Below are 15,207 nucleotides of genomic sequence, written 5' to 3'. Positions count from 1 at the left end.
GTCCTTGCCAACGCCCTGATCCGGGACGACCGAAAATGGGCACAAACCGCCCCTTGACCAAGACGGATATCTTCTGATCGCGGACGAGGTGCAGACCGGCTTCGCCCGCACCGGCAAGCTGTTCGCGATGGAGCATCACGGCGTCGCCGCCGACCTGGTGACAATGGCCAAGGGGCTGGGCGGCGGCTTGCCGATCAGCGCCGTCACGGGCCGGGCCGACGTGATGGACAGCCCCAACCCCGGCGGGTTGGGCGGTACCTACGCGGGCAACCCCCTGGGCGTCGCCGCCGCCCATGCCGTCTTGGACGTGATCGAGGAGGAAGGGTTGTGCGACCGCGCCACCGGCCTGGGCCAGCGCCTGAAGCAGCGGCTGGCCGCGGCGCGCGACCACATCCCTCAGATCGCCGACATCCGCGGCCCCGGCTTCATGAACGCGGTCGAGTTCACCCTGCCCGGGACCGACAGCCCCAACCCCGACTTCACCAACCGCGTCCGCGAGGAGGCCCTGAAACGCGGCCTGATCCTGCTGACCTGCGGCGTTTACGGCAACGTGGTCCGGTTCCTCGCGCCGCTGACCATCCCCGACACGGTGTTCGCCGAGGCGCTGGACATCCTGGACGAAAGTTTGCTGGCCGCGCGGGGGTAGGGCAGGGAACGTCGGCCTGCTGGGCCGGGCGGGATCGGCTTTCCTCAAGGACGGTGCCGCCCACGCCCCGGCGGGCGCCGGCCGGGCCTTTGCGGACCGGCGGTGTTGATGGCACCCGCAGCGCGTGGCGAAGGCGGTGGCCTGCGCCGGTCTGCGGGCCTGCAAATCCTCCACGGCGCCCTTGCTGGCCCGGCAGGGCCGATTACATGCAGGGGGCCGATGGATTTTCGCCTTGTTCTTGACCAAGGACGATTGTCATTAGGGGCGCAGCCCGATCAGGAACGCAAGGAACGACCATGGCGGAACGCAAGTGCATCGGGGTGATCCTGGGGTCGATCCGGGAAGGCCGGATCAACGACCGGGTCGCCTTCTGGGTCATCCGCCAGTTGGAAGGCCACGGCTTCGCCACGCGCACCATCGACCCGGCCGACCCCGACCTGATGCCCGTGCAGATGGGCGACGCTGCGGCCATCAAGACGCTGCGGCAGCGGATGGCGGACCTCGACGGCTTTGTCATCGTGACGCCGGAATACAACCACGCCGAACCGGGGCACCTGAAGACGCTGATCGACAACGTAACAGCCGAATGGTGGGCGCGGCCCGTGGGGCTGATCGGCTATGGCGGCATCTCGGGCGGGTTGCGCGCGCTGGAAGCCCTCCGCATCATCCTGGCCGAACTGCACACCGTCACGCTGCGCGACACCGTCAGCTTCGTCTCGCCCTGGCGCAAGTTCGACGAGGTGGGCCACCTGACCGACCCCCATGACGCGGCGGCGGCCGAGGCGGCGATGGCGGTCTTCGCGCACCGGCTGGACTGGTGGGTCGAGGCCCTGGCCCATGCCCGCCACGCCCGCCCTTATCACCCCGAGAACGAGTGAAAGGACAAGCCATGACCGCGATCATCCAGATCGAGAACCTGTCCAAGCAATACGACAGCGGCACCCGCGCGCTGAGCGAGGTGACCCTGGACATCCACGAAGGCGAGATCATCGCCCTGCTGGGTCCGAACGGGGCGGGCAAGACGACGCTCATTTCCATCATCTGCGGGCTGGTGGTGCCCACCGGCGGCACGGTCCGCGTGGGCGGCCACGACATCCGCACCGACTGGCGCGCGGCCCGCAAGCTGATCGGCCTGGTGCCGCAGGAAATCGCGCTGGAGCCTTTCGAAACGGTGATCAGCAGCGTCCGCTTCACCCGCGGCCTTTACGGCGAAGGCCCGGACGACGCCTATATAGAGCAGGTGCTGCGCAGCCTGGCCTTGTGGGACAAGCGCGACGCCATGACGCGCGAGCTCTCGGGCGGGATGAAGCGGCGCGTGCTGATCGCCAAGGCCCTGGCCCACCGCCCAAAGGTTCTGTTTCTGGACGAGCCCACGGCGGGCGTGGACGTGGCCCTGCGCCGCGAGATGTGGGAGGTCGTGGACGGGCTGCGCCGGGACGGCGTGACGATCATCCTGACCACCCATTACCTGGAGGAAGCCGAGGAAATGGCCGACCGGATCGGCGTGATCAACAAGGGCCGGCTGCTGCTGGTCCGGCCGACCGCCGAGCTGATGGGCGAATTCGGCAAGAAGACCCTGACCGTCGAACTGATCGAGCCGCTGACGGCGATCCCCGACGAGTTGGGGGGCCGGGGCCTGCGCCTGTCGCCCGACGGGCGCGCGCTGACCTATGACTACGACACCCGCGCCGACCGGACCGGCATCGCGCATCTGCTGGGCGATCTGGCGCGGCAGGGGATCATGGTGCGCGACGTGTCCACCCGGCAGTCCAGCCTTGAGGAGGTGTTCATGACGCTTGTCGCCGAACCGCGCCAGGAGGTGACGGCATGAGCGCGATCAACTGGCCCGGCGTGGGGGCGATCTTTCGCCACGAGATGATGCGGTTCTTCCGCACCGTTATGCAGTCGCTGCTGTCGCCGGTTCTGTCCACGGTGCTGTATTTCGTGGTTTTCGGCGCCGCCATCGGCGGGCGCATCCAGTCGGTCGAGGGCGTGGAATACGGCGCCTTCATCGTGCCGGGCCTGATGATGCTGACGATCCTTCAGCAATCGGTCAGCAACGCCAGCTTCGGCATCTATTTCCCTAAGTTCAGCGGCACGATCTATGAATACCTAGTCTCCCCCGTGGGCTGGATCGAGGTCACGCTGGGCTTTGTGGGCGCCGCCGCGGCCAAGGCCGTGCTGATCGCCCTGGTGATCCTGCTGACCAGCTTCTTCTTCGTGGGGGTCCATGTCCTGCACCCGTTCTGGATGCTGGCCTTTCTGGTGCTGACCGCCACGGGCTTCAGCCTGCTGGGCTTCATCATCGGCCTATGGGCGAAAAGCTTCGAGCAGTTGCAGATCGTTCCGATGATGGTCATCACGCCCTTGGTGTTTCTGGGCGGCGCGTTCTATTCGGCGGACATGCTGCCGCCATTCTGGGAAGGCGTCGCCAAGCTGAACCCGGTCCTTTACCTCGTGTCGGGCTTTCGCTGGTCGTTTTTCGGCCTTGCGGACGTGCCGGTCGGCGTGTCGCTGGTCGCGGTCGGGCTGATGATCGCGGTCTGCTGCGCGAGCATCCGCTGGATTTTCGCGACGGGCTGGCGGCTGCGCGAGTGAGGACTGCCGCGGCGGGGGGCAGATGCGGGCCTGGGGGTCCATGCGCACGTATTGCCGGGCGGTGATCACCTGCATCTCCAGCGAGCGGTTCCAGCCGCCGAACCAGCGGTCCCGGATGCCGCCGCGGTAATAGTTGCCCATGATCTGATCGACAAGGGGCGGGATGATCCGCGTGTTGGGAATCCGGGGGGCATGAAAGCCGATCCGCGCCTTGCCGCCGATGCAGGCATTGGGCAGCGTCGTCAGGATCGTGCAGGCCGACCGGCAATAGCCGCGGATCCGCACCGTCTTGCCCGACCGGGCCAGCCGTTCGCGCAACTGCACCATTTGCAGCACATTGCCGCCGCGATGGTTTTGCACGTCGATGAAGCGCCCACGTTCCACGATGTCGGCGTGGCCTGCGGCGGGAACCGCGGCCGTCAGAACGGCGGCAAGGGTCAGGATCAGGCGAAACCGGGTCATGCCGCCATCTTGCCGATCGGAACGGGCGAAGGAAATCACGTTCCAGAGAAGCCGCATCCCCCTTTTCCGGCGCGCCCGAATCACCTATTTGCGGCGGATGCACACAAACCCGCCCGATCTGCGCCCCGATCTCGCGCGCGCCCAAATCCCGGATGTCCGCCGCGACGGCCAGCCGACCATCGGCATGGTCAGCCTCGGCTGCCCCAAGGCGCTTGTGGACAGCGAACGCATCCTGACCCGCCTGCGGGCCGAGGGTTACGCGATCAGCCCCGACTACAAGGGCGCGGACGCGGTGATCGTGAACACCTGCGGCTTTTTGGATTCGGCCAAGGCCGAATCGCTGGACGCGATCGGCGAGGCGCTGCGCGAGAACGGCAAGGTTCTGGTCACGGGCTGCCTTGGGGCGGAGCCCGAATACATCACCGGTGCCCACCCGAAGGTGCTGGCCGTCACCGGGCCGCATCAGTACGAGGCGGTGCTGGACGCCGTTCACGCCGCCGTGCCGCCGCAGCCCGACCCCTTCATCGACCTGCTGCCCGCCTCCGGCGTCAGCCTGACGCCGCGCCATTACAGCTATTTGAAGATTTCCGAGGGCTGCAACCACAAGTGCAGGTTCTGCATCATCCCCGACATGCGCGGGAAGCTGGTCAGCCGTCCCGCCCATGCCGTGGTCCGCGAGGCCGAGAAGCTGGTGCAGGCAGGGGTCAGGGAACTGCTGGTGATCAGCCAGGACACCTCGGCCTATGGCCTCGACCGCAGGTTCGAAACCGAACGGGGCCACCGCGCCCATATCACCGACCTGGCCCGCGACCTGGGATCCTTGGGGGCCTGGGTGCGGCTGCACTACGTTTATCCCTATCCGCATGTGCGCGACCTGATCCCGCTGATGGCCGAGGGGCTGGTGCTGCCCTATCTGGACATCCCCTTCCAGCACGCCCACCCGGACGTTTTGCGCCGCATGGCCCGGCCCGCCGCCGCCGCCCGCACCCTGGACGAGATCGCCGCCTGGCGCGCGATCTGCCCCGAGATCACGCTGCGCTCGACCTTCATCGTGGGCTACCCCGGCGAGACCGAGGCCGAGTTCCAGACCCTTCTGGACTGGCTGGACGAGGCGCGGCTGGACCGCGTGGGGGCGTTCCAATACGAGAACGTCAAGGGTGCGCGAGCCAATGATCTGCCCGACCATGTGCCCCCCGAGGTGAAGCAGGACCGCTTCGACCGCTTCATGGAAAAGGCCCAGGCCATTTCCGAAGCCAAGCTGGCCGCCAAGGTCGGCCAGCTGATCGAGGTGATCGTGGACAGCGTGGACGAAGACGGCGCCACCTGCCGCACCAAGGCCGACGCTCCCGAAATCGACGGCAACCTGTTCCTCGACAAGGGCTTCGAGACCCTGACCCCCGGCGACATCGTGACGGTGACGGTGGACGAGGCGGGCGAATACGACCTTTGGGGCCGCATGTGAGCCACGGCAACCGGCTGCGCGCCGTCACTGCCGACCGCCACGAAGTCCATGAAGCGCCATCCTGGCCCACGACTTTCCCGTCCGGTGCGCGACATCATCGACGTGCTGACCTCGTTCCGGCTCAAGCGCGAGCGGATAGAGGTCGCGGGCGGCAACAAGTCGCGCGGCTCGGCCTTCATTGGCGGGTTCCTTGCCACACGCGGCTGGCGCGCGCGGCGGTTCCGCACCGCCATCGCGGTCGATGACCTGAGAAAGGAAAGCCCCACCCGCAAGGCCGATTGCTTCAAGCACGGCATCGGGCCGGAGATCGAGTGGAGCAACAAGGGCCCGTTCTATGACCGCGATCTCGAGAACTTCCGGCTGCTGATCGACCTGGGCGCGCTGTCCGCGGGCGTGATCGCGATCCGCGCGGACGAACTCGGGCAGAGCTTCCGCCTGCTGTGGCGCGGCTGGTCCCATGACGAACCCGCAACATCCATGCCGAAGCTTCTGCCGCGAATTGCAGGTGGCGGCGGGGCGGGGTGTCCGCTATCGGTGTTCGGGATCACCAAGGCCCTTTGCCTGGATACCGGAGGCCCCGTTGAGCAGCGCGTCTGACGATCTTCTGGCCACCGCGTACGGCGTCAGGTTCGGCACCATCCTGGCCGACCCGCCCTGGCAGTTCCAGAACCGCACCGGCAAGATGGCCCCCGAACACAAGCGCCTGTCGCGATACCCGACGATGGGCCTGGACGAGATCTGCGACCTGCCGGTCGAGGCCGTCGCCGACGCCCGGTCGCACCTGTATCTTTGGGTGCCGAACGCCCTTCTGCCCGAAGGGCTGAAGGTCATGGAGCATTGGGGCTTCAAGTACAAGTCGAACCTGATCTGGTACAAGGTCCGCAAGGACGGCGGTCCCGACCGGCGCGGCGTGGGCTTCTACTTCCGCAACGTGACCGAGATCCTGCTGTTCGGCGTGCGCGGCCGCGACGTGCGCACCCTGGACCCGGGACGGTCCCAGGAAAACGTCATCGCCACGCAGAAACGCGAACACTCGCGCAAGCCCGATGAACAGTATGACCTGATCGAGGCGTGCAGCTGGGGACCGCGGCTGGAAATGTTCGCGCGCGGCCCGCGCAAGGGCTGGACCGTCTGGGGCAACCAGGCCGACGATTACCGGCCCGACTGGCCCACCTATTCCAACCACTCGCAAAGCAATGTGGTGAAGCTGCGTTGAGCAGCCTGGACCCGGCGGGCCAGCCGCGAAAGCCCGCGGCCTTGTGCATCGGCGCGCAGAAGGCGGGCACAAGCTGGCTGGCGCAGATGCTGGGCCAGCACCCGCAGGTCTGGATCCCTCCGTTCAAGGAGGTGCAGTATTTCAACCACCTGTTCATTCCCGGACACCGGAAATGGATCGGCTGGCATTACCGCCAGAAACCCCAGGAAATCCGCGACCGCCACGCCCGGCGCGGCCTGCCCATGCCGCCCGACCTGGACGCCTATCTGGACGGCATCACGCGCGGCAAGATGTTCCACAACCAGTGGTACAAGCGCGTCTTCGCCCCTGCGCCCGCCGGGGCGATGCCGATGGATTTCACGCCCGAATATTCGACCCTGCCGGACGAGGGCGTCGATTACGTCGCGAAGTTCCTGCCCCGGGCCAAGGTCATCTACCTGATCCGCCACCCGGTCGATCGCGCCGTGTCGCAACTGCGCATGAACCTGGCCCGCGAGAAACGCCGCCCCGGGACGCTGGCCGACTGGATGGCGGAGATCGGCAACCCGGTCCTTTACGACCGGGGCGACTATGCGGCCTACCTGCCGCGCTGGCAGGCGCGATACCCCGACATGCTGGTGCTGCCCTTCGGCCGCGTCAGTCGCGATCCGCGGGCGGTGATGGATCAGGTCGAGGCGCATCTGGGCATCGGGTCATGGACCTATGCCGCCATGACGGAAAAGGTCTTCGCCAACCGCGATGCCTTGGCCATCCCGCCGCAGGCTATCGCCGCGCTGGAAACGCGCATGGCCCCGCAACTGGATTTCCTGGCCCGGCACCTCGGCCCCGATTTCTTGAAAGAGACTCGATGAACGTTTGGACACTGGCTCAGGCTTTCAGCGTCGCCTGTGTCCTGGTCATGCTGTCGGGGGCACTGGTGGCACGCTTTCTTTACTGGGATGACAGCTATCGGTGGGCTGTTACTGGACGGACGCGATGTTCGTCTTTGTTGAATGCGGGCCGGATGCTTTTCCGGGATCTCTCCGCGGCTTGGGGCACGACCTTTACTTGGTCACCCTGCTGGGCATCGCGTTCCTGACGGGGCCGCTTCGTCCTCTTTCTGCCGTTTCTCTTGCTGCTGACGACCGTTCTTGGTGTCGTGACGATCTTGCGCTTCTTTCTATCGCGCTTGCTTTCCCCTAAATAGCTCCAAACTTTGCAGGAGATTCCGATGGCGTCCTATCAGTTCGTGTATCACATGGACGGCGTGTCCAAGACCTATCCCGGCGGCAAGAAGGTGTTCGAGAACATCCACCTGAACTTCCTTCCGGGCGTCAAGATCGGTGTCGTCGGCGTGAACGGCGCAGGGAAATCCACCCTTCTCAAGGTGATGGCGGGCATCGACAAGGATTTCCAGGGCGAGGCCTGGGCCGCCAAGGGCGCCCGCGTCGGCTATCTGTCGCAGGAACCCTGGCTGGATCCGCAATTGAACGTGCGCGGCAACGTCATGGAGGGCGTCAAGGCCAAGCAGGCCAAGCTGGACCGCTACAACGAACTGGCGATGAACTATTCCGACGAGACCGCCGACGAGATGGCGCGCCTCCAGGACGAGATCGACGCCGAGAACCTGTGGGATCTGGACAACCAGGTCGACATCGCGATGGAGGCGCTGCGCTGCCCGCCGGACGATGCCGACGTGGAAACCCTGTCGGGCGGGGAACGCCGCCGCGTGGCGCTGTGCAAGCTGCTGCTGGAAGCGCCGGACATGCTGCTGCTGGACGAGCCGACCAACCACCTGGACGCGGAAACCATCGCCTGGCTGCAAAAGCACCTAATCGAATACAAGGGCACGATCCTGACCGTGACCCACGACCGCTATTTCCTGGACGACATCACCAGCTGGATCCTGGAGCTGGAGCGCGGCCGCGGTATCCCGCATGAAGGCAACTACTCGTCCTGGCTGGAAGCCAAGGCCAAGCGCGTGGCCCAAGAAGCGCGCGAGGACAAGGCCAAGCAGAAGGCCATGGAAAAGGAACTGGAATGGATCCGCGCCGGCGCCAAGGCCCGCCAGGCGAAATCCAAGGCCCGGATTTCCGCCTACAACAAGATGGCCGACGAATCGATCAAGGAACTGGTCGGCAAGGCGCAGATCGTGATCCCCCACGGCCCGCGCCTCGGCGGCAAGGTGCTGGAGGTCGAGGGCCTGAAAAAGCACATGGGCGACAAGCTTCTGATCGAGGATCTGTCCTTCAGCCTGCCGCCCGGCGGCATCATCGGCGTGATCGGCCCCAACGGCGCGGGCAAGTCCACGCTGTTCAAGATGATCACCGGCCAGGAGGCCCCCGACGAGGGCACCATCACTCTGGGCGACACGGTGAAGATGTCCTATGTGGACCAGTCCCGCGACAGCCTGGATCCCGACAAGACCGTGTGGGAGGAAATCTCGGGCGGGGCCGAGGTGATCGAACTGGGCGACGCGCAGGTCAACAGCCGCAATTATGTGGGCTCGTTCAACTTCAAGGGCGGCGACCAGCAGAAAAAGGTGGGCCTGCTGTCGGGCGGCGAACGCAACCGCGTCCACATGGCCAAGCTGCTGAAATCGGGCGGCAACCTGCTGCTGCTGGACGAACCGACCAACGACCTGGACGTGGAGACGCTGCAAGCCCTCGAGGCGGCGATTGAAAACTTCGCTGGCTGTGCGATCATCATCTCGCACGACCGCTTCTTTCTCGACCGGCTGTGCACCCACATCCTGGCCTTCGAGGGGGATGCCCATGTGGAGTTCTTCGAGGGCAACTTCGAGGATTACGAGAAGGACAAGGTGCGGCGGTTGGGACCGGACAGCATCGAGCCGAAGCGGGTGAAGTACAAGAAATTCACGAGGTGACAGGAGGGCGGAGTGAGCGTCAGGGAATATCTGAGAACCCACGATTTTGCCAGGAACTTCTTTACCAAGCTCAGCAACAACGAAGTGCTGTTCCTTGGTCTCCTGCTCACTCTGCCGGGAATATCCCTCGCGATCGCGGTGGATTCGCCGAAGCTGATAACGAAGCTCATCATCGCGTTCATCACCGAAATGGGCTTCGCCTTCATCATTGCCTGGGTGATAATATGCACCGTCGACGAAAGAGAGAAAAAGAAGCACAACGAGCAGGTGGAGCTGGACAAAAGACGCATGGCTTCACGTCTTTACTTGAACACGGTTCTTGATCTTGATTTGCCGTCTTCGGTGACGGAAGAGCTGCAAATGTATATCGCCGGCTCGAAGCTACTGAAGAAATATCAGAAAGTCATATTGATCCTCGAGAAGTGCGGAAGTTATTGCAAGATGACCCAGATATTCGAGGTCGTCTACGTGAACGTAGGACGGGCAACGGTGCAATGGTGCCCGACCTTCGACAGCTACGACAACAGGGTGTCGGAAATCGAGGAAAAGAACCCCGGCCATCCCTGGGGCTTCAACGAAGTGAAGATCGAAAAGCGGAAATCTGGAACCGACATCTGGGTCGACATCTCGCCAGAGGACATCAACAAGTTGGCGCCCGAGGCGGAAATAAAGCTGTCGAGGGAAGTAGACATCGGTCCCCAGGACGAGATCCGCGTGTTCATCGAGCAGACATGTTCGAAATTCGCTTCCGACAACGAACTGTTCACCAACAAGGCGCTGACGGATTCCTTGAGCCTTGAGGTTTCATACGACCGATCCGAATTCGAAGTGTCCTACAGAGCGGTTCACCCGCGTGAGGATTTTTCGGAACTGAAGCGGTCCGGAGGCTCGGACAGGATCCAGTTCAGCCATCCGTTTCTGCCCAGTCACGGATTTGTCGTCTGGTGGAGACCGAAACATTCAGATGGCAAGGCGGAAAGCAGGTAAGCTGCCGTTCCGCTTGTCCTGCTTGGCCGTCCGGCAGCCTCGTTTCCGGAAAAATGCGCAACGCCCAGGGGCGTTGCGCGGGCTTCAGGCATTCACCGGCGGCTTGCCGGGGCAATTCGCCACGATCAGCGTGGGCGTCGGGCCTGCCGAGTCCGCCGCGGCCGGGGCTTGGGACGCCATAACCGGGGCGGCCAGCAGGCAGGCGGCAAGGGTGGCAAGGGAAAGTCGGGTCATGAAAGCTCCTGTCTCCTGTTGCGATGCTCCAGCGTGACCCGAATCAGGCGGGTCGCCCAAGACACAGGCGCGTTACCGGACCCATGATGCCCGGCGGGCGGGGCGGATCGTCGCTGGTCAGGCCGCCGCCAGGATGCGGTCGAAGCTGCAAAGCTCCATTCCTTCGGCCGTCAGATAATCGAAATGCCGCTCGATCGCGCGCCGCACGTCGTCCCGGCTGGCCGGGCGCATCCCGCGCTTGCGCAGGATCTCGGGGGCATGGCGGGGGGTGTCGTTGTCGCCGCGATGCGTCACGATGTTGGGAAAATGCGGATCCGTGACCGCGACCAGGCGCGTGGGGATCGCGTAATGGCCGTAATCGAAGATGGTGCGCGACGAATGGCGGATCGCCGCGCCCGCACTGAAGAAGGGGCTGTACCAGTCATAGATCCCTTCGGTCGGGCCGTCCGTGATGCAATAAAAGATCGACGGAAAGCTGACGGCAAAATGGGCGTTGCGCCACATGCTGGCCGCATGGCGGCGCAGGCGGCGGATATAGTCCCTGGACACGCAATCGTCGTCGTCCAGGCGGAACTGGACCGTGTCGGGAAGATCCAGCCCGGCTTCGGGCGCGATCTGCTGGATCGCATCCGAGATGTGGGTCGGGGGAAGAAAGCGCAGAATGACCTGTTCGACGTCCCCGCAGATGGTTTCCAGACGCTTCCGGTACGTGTCGGGCATCTGGTCCGACGAGGCGACCAGCAGGCGGAAATCCCCGTCCGACTGGTTCGCCAGCGACCGCAGCGTCAGATGTTCGAACGTGGCCAGGCGGGCTTCGAGGCGTTCCGGCGCGAACAGATCCTGCGCCTGCTTCAGATAGATCGCCTCCAGCGCCTCGTCCGGCTGGTTGCGATAGGCCTTCCAGTCGCCCCGGCCCAGCATGGAAAAGCGGCAGACGCCCAGGATCCTGATGTCGCGGTCATTCATGAAGCGTTCCCATATTCGGGCGGATCAACCGGCGACCGCGACCCGGACCAGACTGTTGTCGTGTTTCGATTGAACCCGGGCCAGGCTGTCGGACATGTCCTGCCGGTCCGGGCCGTGCCAGGGGATGTTCTTGTCGATGAAGCCGTTCCGGGCCAACTGCCTTCCCAGGATCTCGAAATCGAGTTCGCCCCAGCTCAGGTGGTTGGAAGCGGCTGCCTCTTTCTCCATCCAGTTCGCGACCAGCGCATCGATGACGATCGGATCCCGGCCCGTCATGCCCCTGATCTGGGCGGCGATGGATTCGTGGGCATTGTTGTCGCGGCGCAGGATAAAGCCGATGCGCTTGCCGGGGTCGGCGACCATCCCGGCGATATGAAAGGCGGAGCTGTCGATCCCCAGGATATGCGTGGCCGACTTGTAGAAGCGCAGCTGATCCGGCAGCTCCATCTTCTCGGGATGCATGATCGTGTAGCCTTGGGCGATCATGTTCCGTTCGATCGCCTTTTCGGCCAGAACGCCGCCGCGGCCGTTGAACTTCGTCCGCGAGATGTAGATCCTGCGGGCCGGGTCGGTGGGAACCCGCGCGGCCAGCCTGCGCATGGCCGCATGAAACTCGGGGGTGCCCTCGGCGATCCTGCCCAGGCCGAAGCCCTGCCCGGGAACCAGCAGTTCCTCGACCACCAGCGGCTCGCGCAGGATCCGTTCCGGCGCGGTTATGCCCAGCAGGGTCCAGAAATGGGACTGGTATTTCTGAAATTCCGAAAGCTTCTCGTGCTTGGGCATGAACAGCACGCTTTCCACGCCATCCCGATCGAAGGCCCAGCAGCGGGCCATGGTTTCGGTCATGAAATGGCCGAAATGGCCATAGTAGAGGCCGCCCCAGACATGGCGGCCTTGCAGGAAACGCCCGGGCTTTTCGGCGCCGGCGACCTTGCGGGTCATGCGGATGCCCCCGCGCCAGGTCGAGGCGTGCAGGCAATCCTGCCCTTCCGCCGTCACGACCCCGCAGCAAGGACGGCCCGTCATGGCCGCGGGCGGAAAGATCCAGGCGTTCCTGAGGGACACGATCTCGCGTGACCAGCCTGCCTCCGGGAGTGGTTCGCCCATCGCTCGATCCTTGTCTGCGGCCGGAAACCGCTTTCGCCTTGGACGGTATTAATCAAAGCGCGGCCACACTTAAAGCGCGATCCTGATGAACGGCGCCCTGCCGGGGTTCTATTCCCATTCCCACGGGCGGGTGAACTCTCCCAGCTTGGCCGCCACCGCCGCCTCGTCCACCGTGCCGTCGCGCGCAAGGCGGGCGACCAGGCCGCGCTTGTTGTCCTCGAACACCTCGGACACGCGGGCGCCGGTGCCGGCCAGCGCCTTGTCATAGACGCGCTTGATCGCCAGGCGGCGCAGGTCGGGCTTGAAGATCTTGCCGACGGCGGTCTTGGGCAGCTCGGGCAGGATCTCGACATGCTTGGGAATGGCGGCGCGCTCGTGGATATGGGCCTTGGCATGGGCCAGAAGCTCGGCTTCGGTGGCCTGGGCGCCGGCGACCAGTTCCACGTAGACGCAGGGCAGTTCGCCCGCGAAGCTGTCGGGCTGGCCGATGGCGCCGGCAAAGGCCACGGCGGGGTGGGACAGCATCGCCTCCTCGATCTCGGCGGGGTCGATGTTGTGGCCGCCGCGGATGATCAGATCCTTGGCGCGGCCCGTGATCCACAGGTATCCGTCCGCGTCCAGCCGCCCCAGGTCGCCGGTGCGCAGATAGATGTCGTCGGCGAACAGCCTGTGGTTCTTGTCGGCCTCGGTATAGGTCGAGCCGGGAAAGACGCCGGGATTGGCCAGGCAGATTTCGCCCACCGTGTCGGTGGGGCATTCATGGGCACGTCCCGCATCGTCGTGGTTCAGGATGCGGACATGAGTGTAGGGCAGGGGAATGCCCACGGATCCGACCTTCTTCACGCCGTCCACAGGGTTGCAGCTGACCAGGCAGGTGGCCTCGGTCAAGCCGTATCCTTCGGCGATCTCGACCCCGGTGGCGGACTTGAAGCGGTTGTAAAGCTCGATCGGCAGCGGGGCCGAACCCGAGATCGCGGTTTTCAGGGATGACACATCGGCATTCACGGGCCGCTGCATCAGCGCGGAAATGGCGGTCGGCACGGTGATCAGGAAGGTCGCCTGCCAGCGTTCGATCAGCTTCCAGAAATTGTCGAACACGCCTTCGCCCCGGTATCCGGCGGGGGTGGGCATGACGACATGGGCGCCGGACGCGATGCAGGACATCAGCACCGGATAGGCGGCAAAGACGTGGAACATCGGCAGCGGGCACATCAGCACGTCGGTTTCGTCAAACAGCAGCGTGCCGCCCAGCCAGCCGTTGTAGATCATGCCGGAATACTTGTGCTGCGCGACCTTGGGCGTGCCGGTTGTGCCGCCCGTGTGGAAATAGGCCGCGACCCGGTCCTGCCGCACGTCCTCGAAGTCCAGGCGGGTGTGGCGCTGCCCGCTGGTCGCGGCTTCGAAATTCAGCACCTTGGCCTTGCCGCGGCGTTTCACGCGCGGGCGGATCAGCGGCACGATGAAACGCTTGAGCCCGCGCAGGTGGCGGTTCAGGTCCACCTCGACCACATGGGTGACGCCGGGGGCCAGGGCCACCGCCTCGGCGGCCTTCTGGGCCACGTCGGTTTTCGGGAAGGCGCGCAGCGTGACCAGCACCTTGGCGCGGGTTTCGCGCAGGATGCCCGCGATCTGCTGGGCGTCCAGCAGGGGATTGATCGGGTTCACGATCCCCGCCGTCGCGCCCGCCAGCAGCACCACGGGCGTTTCGATGCTGTTGGGCAGCAGATAGGCCACGGTGTCGGCGGGGCCGACGCCCAGCTTGCGGAACAGGTTGGCGGTTTCCGTGACGCGTTCCAGAAGATCCTGCCAGGTCAGGGTGGCCGCATGGCTTTTGGGATCGGACAGAAGCTGGAAGCTGATCGCGGGCCGGTCGGGGAACCGTTCGGCCGTGCGGGCCAGAAAGCCGTAAAGCGTGACCGGAAGATCGCGCGCCTCGTAGGGCATCTCGGCTTCCAGGGCGTTGCGGTCATCGTAGCTGATGAAGCGGTTCATCCATCCTCCCACGGGACCATCCTCCTGATCCCTTTCGGGAAACACAATGGGCCATTGGCGGGAAGGGGGGCAAGGGGCTTGGCGGCGCGCCCGGGCGGGGACGCGGCGTCAGGTCGCGCGGACGCCGCGTCGGCCGGTCACGCCTGCGGGATGCGCAGGGTCTGGCCGGGATAGATCTTGTCGGGATCGGACAGCATCGGGCGGTTCGCCTCGAAGATGGCGTTGTATTTGCCGGCGCTGCCCAGATAGGCCTTGGCGATGGCCGACAGCGTCTCGCCCTTCTTCACGGTATGGAAGACCGGGGCCTTGCCGCCCTCGGCTCCGGCTCCGGTTTCGGGCAGGTCGGCCTCGACCTTGGCGATGCCTTCGATGTTGCCCAGGGCCAGGATCAGCTTTTCCAGCGTTTCGCGGTCGGCGCCCTTGCTGTCGACCTTGACCGTGTCGCCGCGCAGCGTCAGATGGACATCGTCCTTGTCCAGGTTCAGCGCCTTGAGTTCCGCCTTGAGCGCCGCGACCTTTCGGGCGGTGTCGGGGTCTTGGGCGGGTTTTGCCGCCGCCGGGGCCGCCTGGGCTTGCGGCTTGGCGGGTTCCGCAGCCTCGGCCTTGCCGAAAACCGACTTGCCGGCGTCCTTCACGAAATCCCAGATGGCCATGATGCCTCCTTTCGGCTG

The 15,207-nt window shown here is 65.0% G+C and carries 15 protein-coding genes and 1 pseudogene; 11 read left to right on the top strand and 5 right to left on the bottom strand.

Going from position 1 to position 15,207, the window contains the following annotated elements; all coding sequences use genetic code 11:
- Positions 1 to 55: 55 nt before the first annotated feature.
- The 11 genes and pseudogenes from ACFOM8_RS07090 to ACFOM8_RS07040 form a co-directional block, all read left to right on the top strand.
- Positions 56 to 646, top strand: a pseudogene (locus ACFOM8_RS07090) (aminotransferase class III-fold pyridoxal phosphate-dependent enzyme); the annotation flags it as partial.
- A gap of 296 nt (positions 647 to 942) precedes the next feature.
- A complete protein-coding gene (locus tag ACFOM8_RS07085) occupies positions 943 to 1,524 on the top strand; it encodes an NADPH-dependent FMN reductase (RefSeq protein WP_377760602.1) in 582 nt (193 codons plus the stop codon).
- Positions 1,525 to 1,535: 11 nt separating this feature from the next.
- Positions 1,536 to 2,477 (top strand): ABC transporter ATP-binding protein, encoded by a 942-nt coding sequence (locus tag ACFOM8_RS07080; RefSeq protein WP_377760601.1) that lies wholly within the window; start codon positions 1,536 to 1,538, stop codon positions 2,475 to 2,477.
- Between the two features lie 5 nt (positions 2,478 to 2,482).
- Complete coding sequence (locus ACFOM8_RS07075) at positions 2,483 to 3,244, top strand: ABC transporter permease (protein ID WP_377760628.1); 762 nt, start codon at positions 2,483 to 2,485, stop codon at positions 3,242 to 3,244.
- A 559-nt stretch (positions 3,245 to 3,803) separates the two neighbouring features.
- Positions 3,804 to 5,168 (top strand): 30S ribosomal protein S12 methylthiotransferase RimO, encoded by a 1,365-nt coding sequence (gene rimO / locus ACFOM8_RS07070; RefSeq protein ID WP_377760599.1) that lies wholly within the window; start codon positions 3,804 to 3,806, stop codon positions 5,166 to 5,168.
- An 84-nt stretch (positions 5,169 to 5,252) separates the two neighbouring features.
- Positions 5,253 to 5,765, top strand: coding sequence for a BglII/BstYI family type II restriction endonuclease (locus ACFOM8_RS07065; RefSeq protein ID WP_377760597.1), 513 nt, complete (start codon positions 5,253 to 5,255; stop codon positions 5,763 to 5,765).
- Complete coding sequence (locus ACFOM8_RS07060) at positions 5,749 to 6,384, top strand: MT-A70 family methyltransferase (RefSeq protein ID WP_377760595.1); 636 nt, start codon at positions 5,749 to 5,751, stop codon at positions 6,382 to 6,384. Before ACFOM8_RS07065 ends, ACFOM8_RS07060 begins: the two co-directional genes overlap by 17 nt.
- Positions 6,381 to 7,235 (top strand): sulfotransferase family protein, encoded by an 855-nt coding sequence (locus ACFOM8_RS07055; protein ID WP_377760593.1) that lies wholly within the window; start codon positions 6,381 to 6,383, stop codon positions 7,233 to 7,235. Before ACFOM8_RS07060 ends, ACFOM8_RS07055 begins: the two co-directional genes overlap by 4 nt.
- A gap of 124 nt (positions 7,236 to 7,359) precedes the next feature.
- Positions 7,360 to 7,566 carry a hypothetical protein gene (locus ACFOM8_RS07050; protein WP_377760591.1) on the top strand — a complete coding sequence of 69 codons (207 nt, stop codon included), beginning with the start codon at positions 7,360 to 7,362 and terminating at the stop codon, positions 7,564 to 7,566.
- A gap of 28 nt (positions 7,567 to 7,594) precedes the next feature.
- A complete protein-coding gene (gene ettA, locus ACFOM8_RS07045; RefSeq protein WP_377760589.1) occupies positions 7,595 to 9,250 on the top strand; it encodes an energy-dependent translational throttle protein EttA in 1,656 nt (551 codons plus the stop codon).
- A gap of 12 nt (positions 9,251 to 9,262) precedes the next feature.
- Positions 9,263 to 10,237 (top strand): hypothetical protein, encoded by a 975-nt coding sequence (locus ACFOM8_RS07040; protein WP_377760587.1) that lies wholly within the window; start codon positions 9,263 to 9,265, stop codon positions 10,235 to 10,237.
- A gap of 84 nt (positions 10,238 to 10,321) precedes the next feature.
- Here the strand turns inward: ACFOM8_RS07040 and ACFOM8_RS07035 are convergent, their stop codons facing one another.
- The 5 genes from ACFOM8_RS07035 to lysM all read right to left on the bottom strand — a co-directional run bounded on the left by ACFOM8_RS07035 (position 10,322) and on the right by lysM (position 15,189).
- Entirely contained in the window at positions 10,322 to 10,471 is a 150-nt protein-coding gene (locus tag ACFOM8_RS07035) for a hypothetical protein (protein WP_377760585.1), read from the bottom strand.
- 117 nt (positions 10,472 to 10,588) lie between these two features.
- On the bottom strand, positions 10,589 to 11,437 hold the full coding sequence (locus tag ACFOM8_RS07030; protein WP_377760583.1) for a glycosyltransferase: 849 nt from the start codon (positions 11,435 to 11,437) through the stop codon (positions 10,589 to 10,591).
- A gap of 24 nt (positions 11,438 to 11,461) precedes the next feature.
- Positions 11,462 to 12,544 carry a glycosyltransferase family 61 protein gene (locus tag ACFOM8_RS07025; protein ID WP_377760582.1) on the bottom strand — a complete coding sequence of 361 codons (1,083 nt, stop codon included), beginning with the start codon at positions 12,542 to 12,544 and terminating at the stop codon, positions 11,462 to 11,464.
- Positions 12,545 to 12,652: 108 nt separating this feature from the next.
- Positions 12,653 to 14,536, bottom strand: a complete 1,884-nt coding sequence (locus ACFOM8_RS07020; protein WP_377760580.1) for an acyl-CoA synthetase — start codon at positions 14,534 to 14,536, stop codon at positions 12,653 to 12,655.
- A 137-nt stretch (positions 14,537 to 14,673) separates the two neighbouring features.
- Positions 14,674 to 15,189 carry a peptidoglycan-binding protein LysM gene (gene lysM, locus ACFOM8_RS07015; protein WP_377760578.1) on the bottom strand — a complete coding sequence of 172 codons (516 nt, stop codon included), beginning with the start codon at positions 15,187 to 15,189 and terminating at the stop codon, positions 14,674 to 14,676.
- Positions 15,190 to 15,207 lie beyond the last annotated feature (18 nt).

Origin of the sequence: Paracoccus angustae (assembly GCF_042648745.1) — a bacterium.
GTDB lineage: Bacteria > Pseudomonadota > Alphaproteobacteria > Rhodobacterales > Rhodobacteraceae > Paracoccus > Paracoccus angustae.
The sequence above is the reverse complement of the archived record's forward strand: the minus strand, read 5'-3'. Positions and strand labels throughout refer to the sequence as shown.

Coding starts and splice junctions, on each gene's coding strand:
- ACFOM8_RS07085 (WP_377760602.1), top strand. CDS start 943: ATGGCGGAACGCAAGTGCATCGGGGTGATCCTGGGGTCGATCCGGGAA.
- ACFOM8_RS07080 (WP_377760601.1), top strand. CDS start 1,536: ATGACCGCGATCATCCAGATCGAGAACCTGTCCAAGCAATACGACAGC.
- rimO (WP_377760599.1), top strand. CDS start 3,804: ATGCACACAAACCCGCCCGATCTGCGCCCCGATCTCGCGCGCGCCCAA.
- ACFOM8_RS07050 (WP_377760591.1), top strand. CDS start 7,360: ATGTTCGTCTTTGTTGAATGCGGGCCGGATGCTTTTCCGGGATCTCTC.
- ettA (WP_377760589.1), top strand. CDS start 7,595: ATGGCGTCCTATCAGTTCGTGTATCACATGGACGGCGTGTCCAAGACC.
- ACFOM8_RS07035 (WP_377760585.1), bottom strand. CDS start 10,471: ATGACCCGACTTTCCCTTGCCACCCTTGCCGCCTGCCTGCTGGCCGCC.
- ACFOM8_RS07030 (WP_377760583.1), bottom strand. CDS start 11,437: ATGAATGACCGCGACATCAGGATCCTGGGCGTCTGCCGCTTTTCCATG.
- ACFOM8_RS07025 (WP_377760582.1), bottom strand. CDS start 12,544: ATGGGCGAACCACTCCCGGAGGCAGGCTGGTCACGCGAGATCGTGTCC.
- ACFOM8_RS07020 (WP_377760580.1), bottom strand. CDS start 14,536: ATGAACCGCTTCATCAGCTACGATGACCGCAACGCCCTGGAAGCCGAG.
- lysM (WP_377760578.1), bottom strand. CDS start 15,189: ATGGCCATCTGGGATTTCGTGAAGGACGCCGGCAAGTCGGTTTTCGGC.